Annotated in this window: 15 protein-coding genes; 5 read left to right on the top strand and 10 right to left on the bottom strand. The window is 57.8% G+C overall.

Annotated elements, in window-relative coordinates:
* Complete coding sequence (locus ACR0J7_RS06585; RefSeq protein ID WP_480486637.1) at positions 1 to 723, bottom strand: zinc-ribbon domain-containing protein; 723 nt, start codon at positions 721 to 723, stop codon at positions 1 to 3.
* 182 nt (positions 724 to 905) lie between these two features.
* On the opposite strand from ACR0J7_RS06585, the gene ACR0J7_RS06580 reads away from it, so the two are divergent.
* The 4 genes from ACR0J7_RS06580 to ACR0J7_RS06565 are packed head-to-tail and all read left to right on the top strand — an operon-like array spanning position 906 to position 3,811.
* Entirely contained in the window at positions 906 to 1,583 is a 678-nt protein-coding gene (locus ACR0J7_RS06580; protein ID WP_209506709.1) for a cell division ATP-binding protein FtsE, read from the top strand.
* Entirely contained in the window at positions 1,580 to 2,479 is a 900-nt protein-coding gene (locus ACR0J7_RS06575; RefSeq protein WP_480486639.1) for a cell division protein FtsX, read from the top strand. The genes ACR0J7_RS06580 and ACR0J7_RS06575 overlap by 4 nt, the downstream gene beginning before the upstream one ends.
* Positions 2,479 to 3,219 carry a lysophospholipid acyltransferase family protein gene (locus tag ACR0J7_RS06570; RefSeq protein ID WP_480538989.1) on the top strand — a complete coding sequence of 247 codons (741 nt, stop codon included), beginning with the start codon at positions 2,479 to 2,481 and terminating at the stop codon, positions 3,217 to 3,219. The genes ACR0J7_RS06575 and ACR0J7_RS06570 overlap by 1 nt, the downstream gene beginning before the upstream one ends.
* Positions 3,206 to 3,811 (top strand): pyridoxamine 5'-phosphate oxidase family protein, encoded by a 606-nt coding sequence (locus ACR0J7_RS06565; protein ID WP_480483127.1) that lies wholly within the window; start codon positions 3,206 to 3,208, stop codon positions 3,809 to 3,811. Before ACR0J7_RS06570 ends, ACR0J7_RS06565 begins: the two co-directional genes overlap by 14 nt.
* Positions 3,812 to 3,830: 19 nt before the next feature.
* On the opposite strand, the gene ACR0J7_RS06560 is transcribed toward ACR0J7_RS06565, so the two are convergent.
* On the bottom strand, positions 3,831 to 4,424 hold the full coding sequence (locus ACR0J7_RS06560; RefSeq protein WP_480773337.1) for an NAD(P)H-dependent oxidoreductase: 594 nt from the start codon (positions 4,422 to 4,424) through the stop codon (positions 3,831 to 3,833).
* Between the two features lie 102 nt (positions 4,425 to 4,526).
* On the opposite strand from ACR0J7_RS06560, the gene ACR0J7_RS06555 reads away from it, so the two are divergent.
* On the top strand, positions 4,527 to 5,105 hold the full coding sequence (locus ACR0J7_RS06555) for a TetR/AcrR family transcriptional regulator (protein ID WP_480773336.1): 579 nt from the start codon (positions 4,527 to 4,529) through the stop codon (positions 5,103 to 5,105).
* A 21-nt stretch (positions 5,106 to 5,126) separates the two neighbouring features.
* On the opposite strand, the gene lpdA is transcribed toward ACR0J7_RS06555, so the two are convergent.
* The 8 genes from lpdA to ACR0J7_RS06515 all read right to left on the bottom strand — a co-directional run bounded on the left by lpdA (position 5,127) and on the right by ACR0J7_RS06515 (position 14,432).
* Complete coding sequence (lpdA, locus tag ACR0J7_RS06550; protein ID WP_480899240.1) at positions 5,127 to 6,515, bottom strand: dihydrolipoyl dehydrogenase; 1,389 nt, start codon at positions 6,513 to 6,515, stop codon at positions 5,127 to 5,129.
* A gap of 72 nt (positions 6,516 to 6,587) precedes the next feature.
* The gene (locus tag ACR0J7_RS06545) at positions 6,588 to 6,857 is read right to left on the bottom strand and encodes a hypothetical protein (RefSeq protein ID WP_480773334.1); all 270 of its coding nucleotides are present in this window, start codon (positions 6,855 to 6,857) and stop codon (positions 6,588 to 6,590) included.
* A 2-nt stretch (positions 6,858 to 6,859) separates the two neighbouring features.
* The gene (gene odhB / locus ACR0J7_RS06540; RefSeq protein ID WP_480773333.1) at positions 6,860 to 8,365 is read right to left on the bottom strand and encodes a 2-oxoglutarate dehydrogenase complex dihydrolipoyllysine-residue succinyltransferase; all 1,506 of its coding nucleotides are present in this window, start codon (positions 8,363 to 8,365) and stop codon (positions 6,860 to 6,862) included.
* A gap of 3 nt (positions 8,366 to 8,368) precedes the next feature.
* A complete protein-coding gene (locus ACR0J7_RS06535; RefSeq protein ID WP_480585547.1) occupies positions 8,369 to 11,326 on the bottom strand; it encodes a 2-oxoglutarate dehydrogenase E1 component in 2,958 nt (985 codons plus the stop codon).
* Entirely contained in the window at positions 11,323 to 11,865 is a 543-nt protein-coding gene (locus ACR0J7_RS06530) for a DUF805 domain-containing protein (RefSeq protein ID WP_480773331.1), read from the bottom strand. The genes ACR0J7_RS06535 and ACR0J7_RS06530 overlap by 4 nt, the downstream gene beginning before the upstream one ends.
* Complete coding sequence (locus tag ACR0J7_RS06525) at positions 11,862 to 12,455, bottom strand: hypothetical protein (protein WP_480913629.1); 594 nt, start codon at positions 12,453 to 12,455, stop codon at positions 11,862 to 11,864. The genes ACR0J7_RS06530 and ACR0J7_RS06525 overlap by 4 nt, the downstream gene beginning before the upstream one ends.
* Before the next feature lie 254 nt (positions 12,456 to 12,709).
* Entirely contained in the window at positions 12,710 to 13,591 is an 882-nt protein-coding gene (sucD, locus tag ACR0J7_RS06520; RefSeq protein WP_209506539.1) for a succinate--CoA ligase subunit alpha, read from the bottom strand.
* A 13-nt stretch (positions 13,592 to 13,604) separates the two neighbouring features.
* Positions 13,605 to 14,432, bottom strand: coding sequence for a glycosyltransferase family 25 protein (locus ACR0J7_RS06515; RefSeq protein ID WP_480913627.1), 828 nt, complete (start codon positions 14,430 to 14,432; stop codon positions 13,605 to 13,607).
* Positions 14,433 to 14,547: the final 115 nt, after the last annotated feature.

The raw sequence follows: 14,547 nt of genomic DNA, 5'->3' as shown, positions 1-14,547 counted from the left end.
TTAGTTCTGCGCACCGGATCCTGCCTGAGTTTCGAGCCAGATGCGCGCCTGATCCACCAGCGACACATATGAGCTGAGCAACGGATCGGCCTGCGGTACAGCCTCGCTGATCTGGCGGGCATTCCCGTAGATCAGGTACAGAACCACGCCGATGATCAGCATCAGCGCAAAACCGCGCAAGAACCCACCGGACTTGCGAGGCGCCTGCGCCTCATCTTCTGCCGGGTCCGACCGCATGCTCGAGTTGATGGCATCGACATCCGGCAGTGCATCCTTTTGCCCGGCATCTACGGCGGTTTCCGAAGTTGCAGGGCGTTTGGGCCTGACCTTAGGTTCTGGCGGTGCTTCCAGGCCCAGATCGGGCTGGCTTTCCAGACCACCGCCTTCCTGCGCACGTAACTCCGCTTCTCGTGCGGCTTCTTCTTTCAGGATACTGGCGACTGATGGGGCAACATTTCCTGTAGATGCAGCAGGTTTTTCAACCTCTGGCGCTGATTTATCTGCGGGCTCGGCGTCCTTCTGGGCCTCGACCTCGGTGTCCGATGTATCTGCCTCAACAGGCTTGTCCTCGGGCGCGTTCGGTTCATCCGTCGGCTCGGATGGATGCTTGGCCTGAAACCAGGTCTGATCGCAGTTCGAACACTGCACATCGCGGCCTTCCTCGGGGATGACCTCGTCAGGAACTTCGTACTGCGCAGTGCAATTCGGACATGTAAGACGCATACTGCCTCCTCGGCCGGATGAAGGGCCGATAATAGTTTTTTCAGGGATGATATTCCGTTAAGACCCAACAGCAAAGGGCGTTTTCGGTTTCATGGGCCAAGTGTCACCAATTGGACTCGGTAGAGCCATTGAAACCGTCGCCATGCTCGGGCAAGAAGAGCGGCAAAATATTGGGGGCACGTGTGATCGAGCTGGAAAATGTCAGCTATACCTACGGTGGCGGCGAGTTGCTGAGCGATGTCTCGGTTCAATTGCAGCCGGGGTCGTTCCATTTTCTGACCGGGCCATCGGGGGCGGGAAAGACGACATTGCTCAAGCTGTGTTACGGGGCACTGTTACCAACCTCGGGACGTCTCAGCGTGTTTGATCAGGATATCTCGGCCCTTGATCGGGATCAGCTGGCCGTGCTGCGTCGCCGTGTTGGCGTTGTTCATCAGGATTGCCAGTTCCTTGACCATATGACGCTTGCCGAGAATGTCGCCTTGCCACTGATGGTCTCTGGGCGCGGGGAATCGTCCGGGCAAGACAATCTGACCGAACTGCTCAGCTGGGTGGGGCTTGGTGCACGTCTCGAAGCGCGGCCACCGGAATTGTCCGGCGGTGAACGTCAACGGGCGGCTCTGGCGCGCGCCGTCATCCTGTCGCCCGATGTCATATTGGCTGATGAGCCCACGGGCAATGTCGATTGGGAGATGTCGCAACGTTTGTTGCACCTGCTGGTCGAGCTGAACCGTATGGGAAAGACCGTTCTGATTGCCACCCATGACCTGAGCCTGATCCGCGCCGCAAAAAGTCATGTTCAGGCCCGTGTTTTGCGGATTTCGCAGCGAAAGCTGCATCTGGCGGGGGCAGACCTGTGACTGGGGCTGATATCCGAAACCTGCTGCGCGGCGATACCCGTGCTGACCGCGTTGTTCCGCCAACCGGCTACACCGCGCATCTGACGCTGTTTGTCGCTGGTGCCATGGCATTTCTTGCTGTTTTTGCTTTGGCTTTGTCCCTCGCCTCTGGCCGCATCGCGGATCGGTGGGCCTCGGAACTGGCGGGCGCTGCGACCTTGCGCATCAACGCACCGGCCGAGCAGCTTGCTGCCCAGACAGAAGCGGCATTGACCGTCCTCAGCCAGACGCCAGGTGTCGCCTCCGCCCGTGCGCTTAGCACAGAAGAACAGGCCGCATTGCTGGCGCCTTGGTTCGGGCCGGACCTGCCGCTGGATACTTTGCCAATCCCGCAGCTGATCGAGATTATCGAGGGCGAACCGGGGCTGGATGCGATCGGGCTGCGATTGCGATTGGGGGCCGAGGTGCCCGGCGCGGTTCTGGATGATCACACGCGATGGCGCGAACCGCTGGTCGATGCAGCGATGTCCCTGCGTCGTCTGGGATGGATATCAATCCTGCTGATCGGTGGCGCGACCGCTGCGATGATTACCCTTGCAGCCAACGCCTCACTTGCGGCCAATGCGCAGATTATCGAGGTTCTGCGATTGGTTGGCGCGCAGGATGGTTTCATCGCAGGGGCTTTTGTACGGCGGTTTACCTATCGCGCGTTTTTCGGCGCTTCGGTTGGGACTCTGCTGGGAATGACAGGTGTCTTGCTTTTGCCCGAAGCTTCGGACGCGGGCGGGTTTCTGACCGGAGTTGGATTTCAGGGCAAAGACTGGGTATTGCCGGTTCTTATCCCCGTCCTTGGGGCAGCCGTTGCCTTTGTTGCCACATGGGCCGCGGCCCGACGCAAGTTGAAGGAGCTTTCCTGATGTTGATGGCAATTCAGTGGGTTCGTTCCCTCATCTTCATGATTGTGATCTATGCTTGGATGCTGATCCTTGGCATCGCGTTTCTACCTTATGCGCTGTTTTCCAAAAACGGTGCCCTGAAAGCGTGCAAAACCTACGCCAAAAGCACCATGTGGCTGGCCCGGTGGATGGTTGGTATCCGCTGTGAGGTGCGGGGCAATGCCCCAACGAATGAAGTGGTCATCGGGGCTAAACATCAGTCGTTCCTTGATATCATCATGATTTTCGACGCCATTCCGCACGGCAAATTTATCATGAAGCGCGAGCTGTTGTTCACACCCGTCATTGGCATGTATGCACGACGCCTTGGTTGTATCCCGGTCAATCGCGGCAAACGCGGTGCGGCTGTGGCAAAAATGGTCAAGGACGTCTCAAAAGAATTCTCCGAACCCGGACAGCTGGTGATCTATCCGCAGGGCACGCGTGTGGCGCCGGGTGCAAAGAAACCCTACAAGGTTGGTACAGCGGTCCTGTATGAAGGCCTTGGTTTTCCATGCGTTCCGGTTGCGACGAATGCTGGCGTGTTCTGGCCCCGCACAGGCGTGATGCGTAAACCCGGCCTTGCCATTGTAGATTTTCTGGAGCCGATCAAACCGGGTGTTGCCCGCGATGAGTTCCTCGCGCGGTTGGAGGAAGTGATCGAAACACGTTCGAACGAATTGATGCGCGAAGTGGGGTTTGATCCTGATGGAATTCATTGAAAAAGTAGAAGATCTCGAGGCGTTGTACGGAACGCCGGGTGCTGCTTCGTTGCGAAAGGTCGTTCGACACTTAACTCCGCTCTATCGCAAGTGGATTGAAGCCGCGCGCCTTTGTGTTCTCAGTACAGTTGGTCCCGAGGGTGTGGACGGAAGCCCACGTGGGGACGACGGTGCTGTTGTGCGTGAGTTAAACCCAAAAACGCTGGCGTTGCCTGACTGGCGGGGAAACAACCGCCTGGACAGCTTGCGCAACATTGTTCGGGACCCGCGCGTTTCGCTGATGTTCTTTGTGCCGGGTTCTGACAATGTCGTTCGGGTAAACGGAACAGCCCGATTGACCGCAGACGCGGCATTGCGCAACCAGTTCGAAAAGGCTGGCAAGGTTCCGGCGACGGTTATCGTCGTGCAGATTGACGAGATTTACAGTCAGTGCGCGCGTGCACTGATGCGCGCCCGCACTTGGACTTGTGGCGACGAAAGCAAGGACCTTCCGACGATTGGGCAGCTTTTGTCGGAGGCGTCAGAGGGTGAAGAGGGCGGCGCGCAATATGACAAAGACTGGGCTGCACGCGCCGCCAAGACAATGTGGTAGGTAGCGGACGGTTGTTCAGTCAAGCTGCGGCGGCTCCGATTCTGGACACTTTTTTGATCCAGCGATCAACGCTGCCCGGTTTGGGATAGCTTGCGCCTGCAAAGTAAGTGAATCGCGTTGGTTTGAAGCCAACAAACCCGAGGATCTGGCCCCGAACCTGCCGAATAAGCGCTTGCCTGTACATCAGGCGCATGAACCAGCCCGGCGTATCTGAGGTCAGGATAACGCGTGCCGTGCGTCCGGTCAGCATCGGGGCTGGCAGGCCAGCCATCGTCGTGTTTCGGGTGTCGAATGTCCGCCCCGGTATGAACATCCGGTCAATCAATCCCTTGAGTTTTGCAGGCAGCCCGCCCCACCACATAGGTGTGGTCAGGACCAGATGGTCGCTCCATTCGAAGTCCTGCAACACTTGTTCCAGAACCGGTTCAAGCGGCTTGAAGTCGTGATAGTTGCCCTGACCGAAATCAAAATCGAATTGCAGGTCGCTCAGATGGACTATTCGGACATCATGTCCGTTTTTGCGGGCTGCCTCGCCATAGGTTTCTGCGAATGTGCGTGACAAGCTGCTTTCTGCCGGATGTCCATCGAGGATGAGGATTTTCTTGGGGTGCATCGGGGTTCTCCTAAAAATGACCGCGGTCAGTTTATAGAATCAAAAAATGACCGCGGTCAATATTAAATTTGACCACGGTCAAAAAATGTGCGATTGGGCGTTATGCAAAAAACGATCCAGAAACGTACCATCAAGACCCGCGCCAAGCTTCTATCAGCTGCGGAAGAGGTTTTCCGACATGGCGGATATGAAGCCTTGCGGGTGGATGAAGTTGTAAAGGCCGCGGGTGTTGCCAAGGGGACCTTCTTTGCACACTTCCGCGACAAGGATGCGCTGATGGAAATCTTGATAGCGGACAAGCTGAATGCTTGCCTGGATCAGGCCCGATCCGGTACCCCACCCAAAACGGTACCAGAGATTATCGCTTCGCTGGAACCGGTCCACGAATTCATGACGTCCGAACGGTACGTGTTCGATCTGTTGATCAGATACTCGGGGGCAACGGCAATCGCAGATATTGGGCCGATTGCCTATTGTTTTGAACGGTATTTCCGGGTCGTGATGATGTGGCTTGAAACCGCAGAGGTACGCAAGGATGTACCATCCGAGCTGTTGGCAGAAGGCGTGCAGGCCTTTGCCATTCAGGCCATGTCCTTACAGTATTGCGCGCTGCATTCAGCGACAACGTTCACAGACAGACTGGAAACATATCTGGATGCATGGCTGACCCCGGCAAGCTGATCGCCGCAGGGGTCAGGGGTGTTAGCTGTGGATCGGGCCGTCTCCGCAGGCCAGGGCAGCCTCGCGCACCGCTTCGGAATACGTCGGATGCGCGTGGCAGGTGAGCGCCAGATCCTCGGCAGAAGCACCGAATTCCATCGCCACACAAACCTCGTGGATCAGATCACCTGCGCCCGGGCCGATGATATGGGCACCCAGAATGCGATCGGTTTCCCTGTCGGCCAGAATCTTGACGAACCCGTCAGCCGCAAAATTCGCCTTGGCACGCCCATTGCCCATGAACATGAACTTGCCGACCTTATAGGCACGACCTTGTTCCTTGAGCGTCGCTTCGGTTTCACCGACATTCGCGACTTCTGGCCAAGTGTAGATCACGCCCGGAATCACGCCATAGTTCACATGACCGTGCTTGCCTGCAACCTGTTCGGCAGCGGCCATTCCTTCGTCTTCGGCCTTGTGTGCCAGCATCGGGCCTTCGGTCACGTCGCCAATTGCATAGATGCCCGGCACGTTGGTCTGCCAGTCGGCACCAACCTTGATCTGACCACGTTGGGTCATCTCGACGCCCAAAGCGTCCAGCCCCAGACCATCCGAATAGGGTTTGCGGCCTGTGGCAACCAGCACAGTGTCGGCGTCGATCACATGTTCACTGTCGTCTTTGAGCAGCTTGTAAGTAACTTTGGCCTTGGTCTTGGTCGCTTCGGTTTTCTGCACCGCTGCACCCATGATAAAGGTCAGGCCCTGTTTCTTGAGAATGCGCTGGAAGGTTTTTTGCACCTCAGGGTCCATGCCCGGCGTGATCTCCTTGAGGAACTCGATCACCGTCACCTCGGCGCCCAGGCGGCTGTAAACCGATCCCAGTTCCAGCCCGATCACACCCGCGCCGATCACAACCATTTTCTTCGGGACTTTGTTCAGCGACAAAGCACCGGTTGAAGTCACGACAACCTTCTCATCAACTTCAACACCGGGCAGAGAAGATGGTTCCGATCCAGAGGCGATGATAATGTTCTTGGTCTCGTGGACCTCATCACCCACCTTGACCTGACCTGCGGCTGGGATTGATCCCCAGCCTTTCAGCCAGTCGATCTTGTTCTTCTTGAACAGAAATTCGATGCCTTTGGTGTTGCCGTCGATGACCTCGTCCTTGTAGGCCTGCATCTGCTTCCAATCGACTGAAGGCGCTTTGCCCTTCAGGCCCATCTTGGCAAAGTTATGCTCGGCCTCGTGCAGCTGATGGCTGGCATGCAGCAGCGCCTTGGAGGGAATGCAGCCCACGTTCAGGCAAGTACCGCCCAGTGTTTCGCGCCCTTCGACCACGGCGGTTTTCAAACCCAGTTGAGCGCAGCGGATCGCGCAGACATAGCCGCCGGGCCCGGCGCCGATTACGATGACGTCATAATTTGCCATTACATTCTCCTAAATCGACCGGACGTTCCGGCGCTTCCCCGACCCGATTTGGCGGGTCGGAAATAGTCATTGTCAAACAGGTTCCAGCAGCTTGATCGAGATATGGGCAATTCCGCCCCGCTCGTGATGCATCGCCAATTCTTCGGAACCAAAGAAGGCTTTGGCCTTGTCCAGGTTTGTAACCTCGAACATCGCGATGGCGTGGTCTTTTTGGTTGGGGTCGCGCCAGACATGCAGGTCGCGGATACCCGCGGCCTTGCGCATCGGTTTGTCCTCGCGGAACACTTTCAGCCAGGCGTTGAAATCGGCCACGTCGGCTTGCCAAAGGACATGCGTTGCCATGCTTACAGGTCCATCAGCAGGCGGCGCGGATCTTCCAGCGCCTCTTTCACACGAACGAGGAAGGTAACGGCACCTTTGCCATCGACAATCCGGTGGTCATAAGACAGGGCCAGATACATCATCGGGCGGATCTTGATCTCACCATTGATGACCATCGGGCGGTCCTGGATCTTGTGCATGCCCAGAATACCCGACTGAGGAGGGTTCAGGATCGGCGAGGACATCAGCGAACCATAGACACCACCGTTCGAGATGGTGAAGGTGCCACCCTGCATCTCAGCCATGCTCAGCTTGCCGTCACGGGCGCGCTTGCCCTTTTCGGCGATGGCTTTTTCGATCGCGGCAAAGGACATGCTGTCGGCATCACGGATCACGGGAACGACCAGACCCTGCGGCGTACCGGCGGCAACGCCCATATGCACGAAGTTCTTGTAGACGATGTCGGTTCCATCAATCTCGGCATTGACCTCGGGCACTTCTTTCAGCGCGTGGCAGCAGGCCTTGGTGAAGAAGGACATAAAGCCCAGACGCACACCATGCTTCTTCTCGAACTGGTCTTTGTACTGATTGCGCAGGGCCATGACCTCGGTCATGTCCACCTCGTTGTAGGTGGTCAGGATCGCAGCGGTGTTTTGTGCGTCCTTGAGACGTTTGGCAATGGTTTGGCGCAGGCGGGTCATCCGCACGCGTTCTTCGCGGGCCTCGTCCTCGGCAGCCACAGGGGCGCGTGGGGCTTGGGCCACAGGGGCGGGCGCAGCCGCCGCAGGTACCGGGGCTGAAACTGCTGCAACGGCTTTGGCTACGTCTTCCTTCATGATGCGACCGTCGCGGCCTGTTCCGGTGACCTGATCAGCCGACAGTCCGGCTTCGGCCATTGCTTTCTGGGCGGACGGTGCGTTTGCGACGTCTTTTCCGGTGCTTGTTGCTGCGGGCGCCGCCGCTGCTGCCTGTGCCGGCGCGGCTGCTGCACCAGCGGCAGCTCCGGTGATGACGGCCAGCTTAGCAGCCGCATCCACGGTCGATCCTTCTGGAGCAACGATTTCCGCAAGAACACCCGAAGTCGGTGCGGGAACTTCAACCGAGACTTTATCGGTTTCCAATTCGCACAGCATCTCATCCTGCGCGACGTTGTCGCCAACCTTCTTGAACCAGGTCGAAACGGTTGCCTCCGTCACAGACTCACCAAGTGTCGGAACCATCACGTCAACCGACCCACCTGATGCGGCAGGTGCCGCTGCCGGGGCTGCGGCTGGCGCCGGGGCTGCGCCTTCGCCCGCCGCAATCGTTGCCAGCAAGGCGTCAACACCGACGGTTTCGCCTTCGGCTGCCACGATTTCACCCATGACACCCGCTGCCGGCGAAGGAACCTCGACGGTGACCTTGTCTGTCTCCAGCTCACACAGCATCTCATCCATGGCGACCGCATCACCGGGCTTTTTGAACCAGGTTGCAACTGTGGCTTCGGTGACCGATTCGCCAAGCGTGGGAACACGAACTTCAATCGTCATCGCTTACTTTCCTTCAATGCTCAGCGCTTCGTTAACCAGCGCTTCTTGTTGGGCTTTGTGTTGGCTGGCCAGCCCCGTTGCGGGCGAGGCCGATGTGGCGCGACCGGCATAGGTCGGGCGAGTGTGTTTTGCATCGATACGGGACAGGACCCATTCGATGTTGGGTTCGATAAAGGTCCACGCACCCTGGTTCTTGGGCTCTTCCTGACACCAGACCATCTCGGCATTCTTGAACCGTTCGAGTTCGTTGATCAGTGAATGTGCCGGGAACGGATAGAATTGTTCGATCCGCATCAGGTAGATGTCGTCGATGCCACGCGCGTCGCGTTCCTCCAGCAGGTCGAAATAGACCTTGCCGGAACACATGACGACGCGCTTGATCTTGTCATCGGCCACCAGCTTGGTGTCAGAGTTGCCCTTCTGCGCGTCATCCCACAGCACCCGGTGGAAGCTGGAGCCTGTGGTGAAGTCGTCCGCCGTGCTGACGGCCAGCTTGTGACGCAGCAGCGACTTCGGTGTCACCAGGATCAGCGGTTTCCGGAAAGTACGGTGCAACTGACGGCGCAGGATGTGGAAATAGTTCGCGGGTGTCGTACAGTTCGCCACGATCCAATTGTCCTGACCGCACATTTGCAGGAACCGTTCCAGACGCGCTGACGAGTGTTCCGGGCCTTGCCCTTCAAAGCCATGCGGCAGCAGTGTGACAAGACCGGACATCCGCAGCCACTTGCTTTCGCCCGAGCTGATAAACTGGTCGAACATGATCTGCGCACCGTTGGCAAAGTCGCCGAACTGCGCCTCCCACAGAACCAGAGCGTTCGGTTCTGCTAGCGAATAGCCGTATTCGAAACCCAGCACCGCGTATTCCGACAGCATCGAGTCGATGACATCGTATTGGGATTGCCCGGCACGGATGTTGTTAAGCGGGTAATACCGTTCTTCGGTTTCCTGATGAACAAACCCAGAGTGACGCTGGCTGAAGGTGCCCCGTGTTGCATCCTGTCCGGCCAGACGCACAGGATATCCTTCGGTCAGCAACGAGCCAAACGCCAGTGCCTCGCCCGTGGCCCAGTCGAAGCCTGCACCAGTCTCGAACATCTGTTTTTTATGTTCCAGCAACCGCTCAACAGTTTTGTGCATTGCGAAATCGTCAGGAGCCTTGGTCAGCGCGGCTCCGATTTCCGCCAGTGTCTCTGCCGAGATCGCTGTTTCACCCCGGACATAATCATCCTTGTTCTTGTCCAGATGCGACCAGCGCCCATCCAGCCAGTCGGCCTTGTTGGGTTTATAGTCTTTCCCGGCCTCGAACTCGTCGTTCAGGTGGGCCTGAAAAGCGGCCTTCATATCTTCGATCTCACCCTCGGGGATCAGCCCGTCCTTGACCAGCCGCTCGGTGTACAAGGAAAGCGTAGTTTTATGGGTTTTGATCTTCTTGTACATGATCGGGTTGGTGAACATGGGCTCATCGCCCTCGTTATGGCCAAACCGGCGATAGCAGAAGATGTCCAGAACCACGTCTTTATGGAACTTCTGGCGGAACTCGGTCGCCACTTTCGCGGCGTGAACAACCGCCTCGGGGTCGTCGCCGTTCACATGGAAGATCGGGGCCTCGACCATCAGCGCGATATCGGTGGGATAGGGGCTCGAGCGGCTGAAATGCGGCGCGGTAGTGAACCCGATCTGGTTGTTCACCACGATATGCATGGTGCCGCCGGTTCTGTGCCCTTTCAGGCCTGACAGGCCAAAGCCTTCGGCCACCACACCCTGACCGGCAAAGGCCGCGTCACCGTGCAGCAAAATGGCCATGACCCTTGTGCGATCTGTATCGCCCAGTTGGTCCTGCTTGGCGCGGACCTTACCCAGAACCACCGGGTTTACCGCCTCAAGGTGAGAGGGGTTGGCGGTCAGTGACAGGTGCACACTGTTGCCATCGAATTCGCGATCGCTGGAGGCGCCGAGGTGATATTTCACGTCGCCAGAGCCATCCACGTCTTCGGGCTTGAAGCTACCGCCCTGGAATTCGTTGAAAATCGCGCGATAAGGCTTGCCCATCACGTTGGCCAGAATGTTCAGGCGACCCCGGTGCGGCATCCCGATGACGATGTCACTAAGGCCAAGCGCTCCACCGCGCTTGATGATCTGTTCCATCGCCGGGATAAGCGCCTCGCCACCGTCCAGACCGAACCGCTTGGTGCCCATGTACTTGACGTGCAGGAACTTCTCGAAACCCTCGGCCTCGACCATCTTGTTCAGGATCGCCTTGCGGCCTTCCTTGGTGAACTGGATTTCCTTGCCATAGCCCTCGATCCGCTCTTTCAGCCAGGCGGCCTCTTCCGGGTTCGAGATATGCATGTATTGCAGTGCGAAGGTGCCGCAATATGTACGTTTCACGATTTCAACGATCTGCCGCATCGAAGCGACCTGCAATCCCAGCACGTTGTCGATAAAGATCGGGCGATCCATGTCGGCATCGGTGAAACCGTAAGTCTTGGGGTCCAGCTCAGGATGTGTGCTGGCAGCACGCATGCCCAGCGGGTCCAGATCCGCGGCCAGATGGCCCCGGATGCGATAGGCCCGGATCAGCATCAGTGCCCGCAAACTGTCCAGCACGGCGCGTTTGATCTGGTCGTCGCTGACCTCAGCCCCTTTTTCAGCCGCCTTGTCCTTGATCTTTTTGCCCGCCGCTTTGGCGTCAATCTCGGCCCATTCACCAGTCAGCGCACCAGTCAGGTCGTCTGCTGGCATCGGCGGCCAGTCGGTGCGCGCCCAGGACGGACCGTCGGCTTCGCGTTGAACATCGGGTGCGGCATCGCCCATGGCATCAAAGAACGCGCCCCATGCGGCATCCACCGCACCGGGGTTCTTTGTGTATTGCGCATAAAGCTGCTCCAGATATTCGGCATTATGCCCCTGCATGAAGCTTGAGGCATGAAAGGCGGAATTGGGCGAATGTTCGGTCATAGGGCTACCTCTGTTGGGTTGGGACCGTATTGATTGGTGCCTGGCTGGCTGGGGCGTGTCAGCCACCATAGAACCAGGAGGGGCGACACCACCAGTACCAGTAGTGTCGGAAGAACGATGAGCAACGTGGCGCGGGTGAACAGGATATCCAGCCTGCCGCCATGCTGGAAATGAGAGGCCAGGCCGATACCGAAAACGAGCACGGCTCCGGCGCCAAGGATCAACAGGATCGGCAGCAGAGCATACAGCCCGCTGCGACCGGTATCGTGCATCCGCCGGAAAGCAACTGCCAGATGGGGAAAGAAGACGATCAGGCTGACGATGCCCTGCACCGGTTGCGAGGACGTGGCCGACACGGATTTGGATGTTTCGGTTTCGGTCACTGCAACTTGAGTGAAGAACTGCGCATCGATGATCCCGGCAAGGATGCTCCAGATCACGATGAACAGGAAAAAGAACCAGTATTCGGGCCGAGAGGCACGCCCTGAGAAGGTGAAGAACTTGGAGAAACAGGTGCGGATGGCGTCAGAGAAGGTCATGGCTTTTGCCTTATTGTGCGACGCCTTATGTCCAGAGTTAAGGCGGTATGAGGCGTTCTGCCGAAGGCCTCGTTGAACTCCACTTCGTCAAATCTCCAAAATCTAATTTTTGCGGGGCCGGCACCCAGATCGGGTTCTCGAAGTGGGCGATTTGTCAGTTCGACAGGCTCCCGGTCCAAATCCTGCGCGTTTACGTTGGTTTGGCCAGATGGGTATCCCCAAGTTGTCGCCGAAAGGTACCTAGACGGATCATACCCACGTTCGCGAGTTTCGCCTAGGTCCTTGATGTTAAATGCCCAGATTGCATCTCTTATTTTTTTAGTGTCATCGGTCGAAGTACTGGAATAGTTACAACCCAAACTTTCGCCGGAAGCAGTGCCGCCTTTGCGGTCAGACAGCAACAAAAATGCGATAGAGTCTTGGTCCGTCCACAACACTTCATAGTAGCCTAATTCTGCCCCTTCAGAAATTGCGTTTACGTGATCGAGAATTCCGATAGACACTCCAGTTTCTAGATCCAACTCTAGCGGGTTGTGATCCTTGTAGGTAAATGCAGGCAGTAAATATCCGTCCGCGACAATATTCAGCATTTTGTCAGTGAAGGGTGCTCGGAAAGGCATCCACCCTCTTGCATAAAACTCTTTCGCAACAGTTGCGCTATTCTCGGTCGACCAAGTGCAAAGTTCGATTACGTCCTTTGTTGGCTTGGAGAAGTCAGGCGACGCGGTCGCACTAGCTATTGAGGCGGAGTACAGGCCACCAAGAAGAAAGGCCAAAACATGCCGAAAACGAGGGAACTTCTTCCCCCGCTCCGCAAAGCCTATGCTATGGTGCGCCATCGCGCTTACCCAATCGCTTCCAGTACAGCCTCACCCAGCTGCGCCGGGCTTTCGGCCACGACGATACCGGCCGAGCGCATGGCTTCGATCTTGTCCTCGGCACCGCCTTTGCCACCGGCGACGATGGCACCTGCGTGGCCCATGCGGCGGCCCGGAGGGGCTGTGCGGCCTGCGATGAATCCTGCAACCGGCTTTTTGCGGCCTTTCTTGGCCTCATCGGCCAGGAACTGTGCGGCCTCTTCCTCGGCCGAGCCGCCGATCTCGCCAATCATGATGATCGACGTGGTCTCGTCATCTGCCAGGAACCATTCCAGCACGTCGATATGCTCAGTCCCTTTGATCGGGTCGCCGCCAATGCCCACACAGGTGGACTGGCCCAGTCCTACGTCCGTTGTCTGTTTCACGGCTTCATAAGTAAGCGTACCCGAGCGGGAAACGACACCCACGCTGCCGCGTTTGTGAATATGGCCGGGCATGATACCGATCTTGCAGGCGTCAGGCGTGATGACACCGGGGCAGTTCGGGCCAATCAGGCGCGACTTGCTGCCTTCCAGCGCGCGTTTCACCTTCATCATGTCCAGAACCGGGATACCTTCGGTGATGCAGACAATCACTTCCATCTCGGCATCAATCGCTTCGAGGATCGAATCCGCCGCGAATGGGGGCGGTACGTAGATCACCGATGCGTTGGCTTCGGTCACGTGCTTGGCCTCGTGGACCGAGTTGAACACGGGAAGGCCCAGATGCTCCATCCCGCCTTTGCCGGGGGTCACGCCGCCGACCATCTTGGTGCCATAGGCAATAGCCTGTTCGCTGTGGAATGTACCTTGCGAGCCGGTAAAGCCCTGACAGATCACTTTGGTGTTTTCATCGATGAGGACTGCCATTTTGTCCCTTTCTCTAGGCGGTGTGGGATTGATAGGGTTCAGCCGCTGGAAGAACCTGCGGCGCATAGGTGATTTTCTGAAGCGTGGCGCGACCAAGGGCCAGATCGGCCATCGTGCGCAGGCCGCTGCTGATTTCGGCGATACCGCGCCTGATTTTTTGGCGGACCAGCGGCCAGCCCGTAGGGCGTGCGCGGTGGGCACCCATCTGGATTTCGCCCGGCGCTTCGTTGCCTTGCTCGACCATCGCAGGAACCACCTGATAGACATTGACCCGACGCGCCGCAGGCGAGGCTGACGGGTTGAACAACAGGCCATCCAGCGTGATGTCATAGGGCTTTTGCGCCAGGAAATGTTCCGCCGCGTGCCGGGTCAACGCATATGCTGCACCGCCGGGGTGGCGTGAGTGCATCAGGCGCAGTTCCCGACCCAGATGGGATGAGCTTTTGCGCTCAAGTGCGAGGTATAGCTTTGTACTGCGCCAGCGTTCGAACCGCACGATATCGGCATCCTCTGGCCACCAGGATGCATCGTTCAACCAATCCGCCAGTTCAGGCGACAGGAAAACATCATCCTCAAGGATCAATGCCTGTTCCGCGCCAGAGGCGACAACGGCCTCCCACGCTTTGGCATGGCTTAGGGTGCAGGCCATGTCCTTGGTATGGAAATAGCCCCACGGCCCCTCGGCCCGGCATTCGCGCAGGAAATCCTCACGGGTGGCGGCATCGCAATCAACAGCATTGACGCGCGTCGCCGACAGGCCTGCCTTTTGCAGCTCCTGCTCCATCAAGCGCGCCCGCCCTGTGGCGCGTTCTAGGCCTATGAGGAAGATGGGGATGGTCATGGGGTTACATTTCCAGTCAGATCAGGCAGTCTGTACCAACAGCGATTTGGTCCGCGAGCCGGTAGAGCCCTGACAGATCACTTTGGTATTTTCGTCGATGAGGACTGCCATTTTA

Source organism: Ruegeria sp. O4 (genome assembly GCF_056535125.1).
Note: the sequence above shows the minus strand (reverse complement) of the source record. Positions and strands in the feature narration are given on the sequence as shown.

Coding starts and splice junctions, on each gene's coding strand:
- ACR0J7_RS06585 (WP_480486637.1), bottom strand. CDS start 723: ATGCGTCTTACATGTCCGAATTGCACTGCGCAGTACGAAGTTCCTGAC.
- ACR0J7_RS06570 (WP_480538989.1), top strand. CDS start 2,479: ATGTTGATGGCAATTCAGTGGGTTCGTTCCCTCATCTTCATGATTGTG.
- ACR0J7_RS06565 (WP_480483127.1), top strand. CDS start 3,206: ATGGAATTCATTGAAAAAGTAGAAGATCTCGAGGCGTTGTACGGAACG.
- ACR0J7_RS06560 (WP_480773337.1), bottom strand. CDS start 4,424: ATGCACCCCAAGAAAATCCTCATCCTCGATGGACATCCGGCAGAAAGC.
- ACR0J7_RS06555 (WP_480773336.1), top strand. CDS start 4,527: ATGCAAAAAACGATCCAGAAACGTACCATCAAGACCCGCGCCAAGCTT.
- lpdA (WP_480899240.1), bottom strand. CDS start 6,515: ATGGCAAATTATGACGTCATCGTAATCGGCGCCGGGCCCGGCGGCTAT.
- ACR0J7_RS06545 (WP_480773334.1), bottom strand. CDS start 6,857: ATGGCAACGCATGTCCTTTGGCAAGCCGACGTGGCCGATTTCAACGCC.
- odhB (WP_480773333.1), bottom strand. CDS start 8,365: ATGACGATTGAAGTTCGTGTTCCCACGCTTGGCGAATCGGTCACCGAA.
- ACR0J7_RS06535 (WP_480585547.1), bottom strand. CDS start 11,326: ATGACCGAACATTCGCCCAATTCCGCCTTTCATGCCTCAAGCTTCATG.
- ACR0J7_RS06530 (WP_480773331.1), bottom strand. CDS start 11,865: ATGACCTTCTCTGACGCCATCCGCACCTGTTTCTCCAAGTTCTTCACC.
- ACR0J7_RS06525 (WP_480913629.1), bottom strand. CDS start 12,455: ATGCTGAATATTGTCGCGGACGGATATTTACTGCCTGCATTTACCTAC.
- sucD (WP_209506539.1), bottom strand. CDS start 13,591: ATGGCAGTCCTCATCGATGAAAACACCAAAGTGATCTGTCAGGGCTTT.
- ACR0J7_RS06515 (WP_480913627.1), bottom strand. CDS start 14,432: ATGACCATCCCCATCTTCCTCATAGGCCTAGAACGCGCCACAGGGCGG.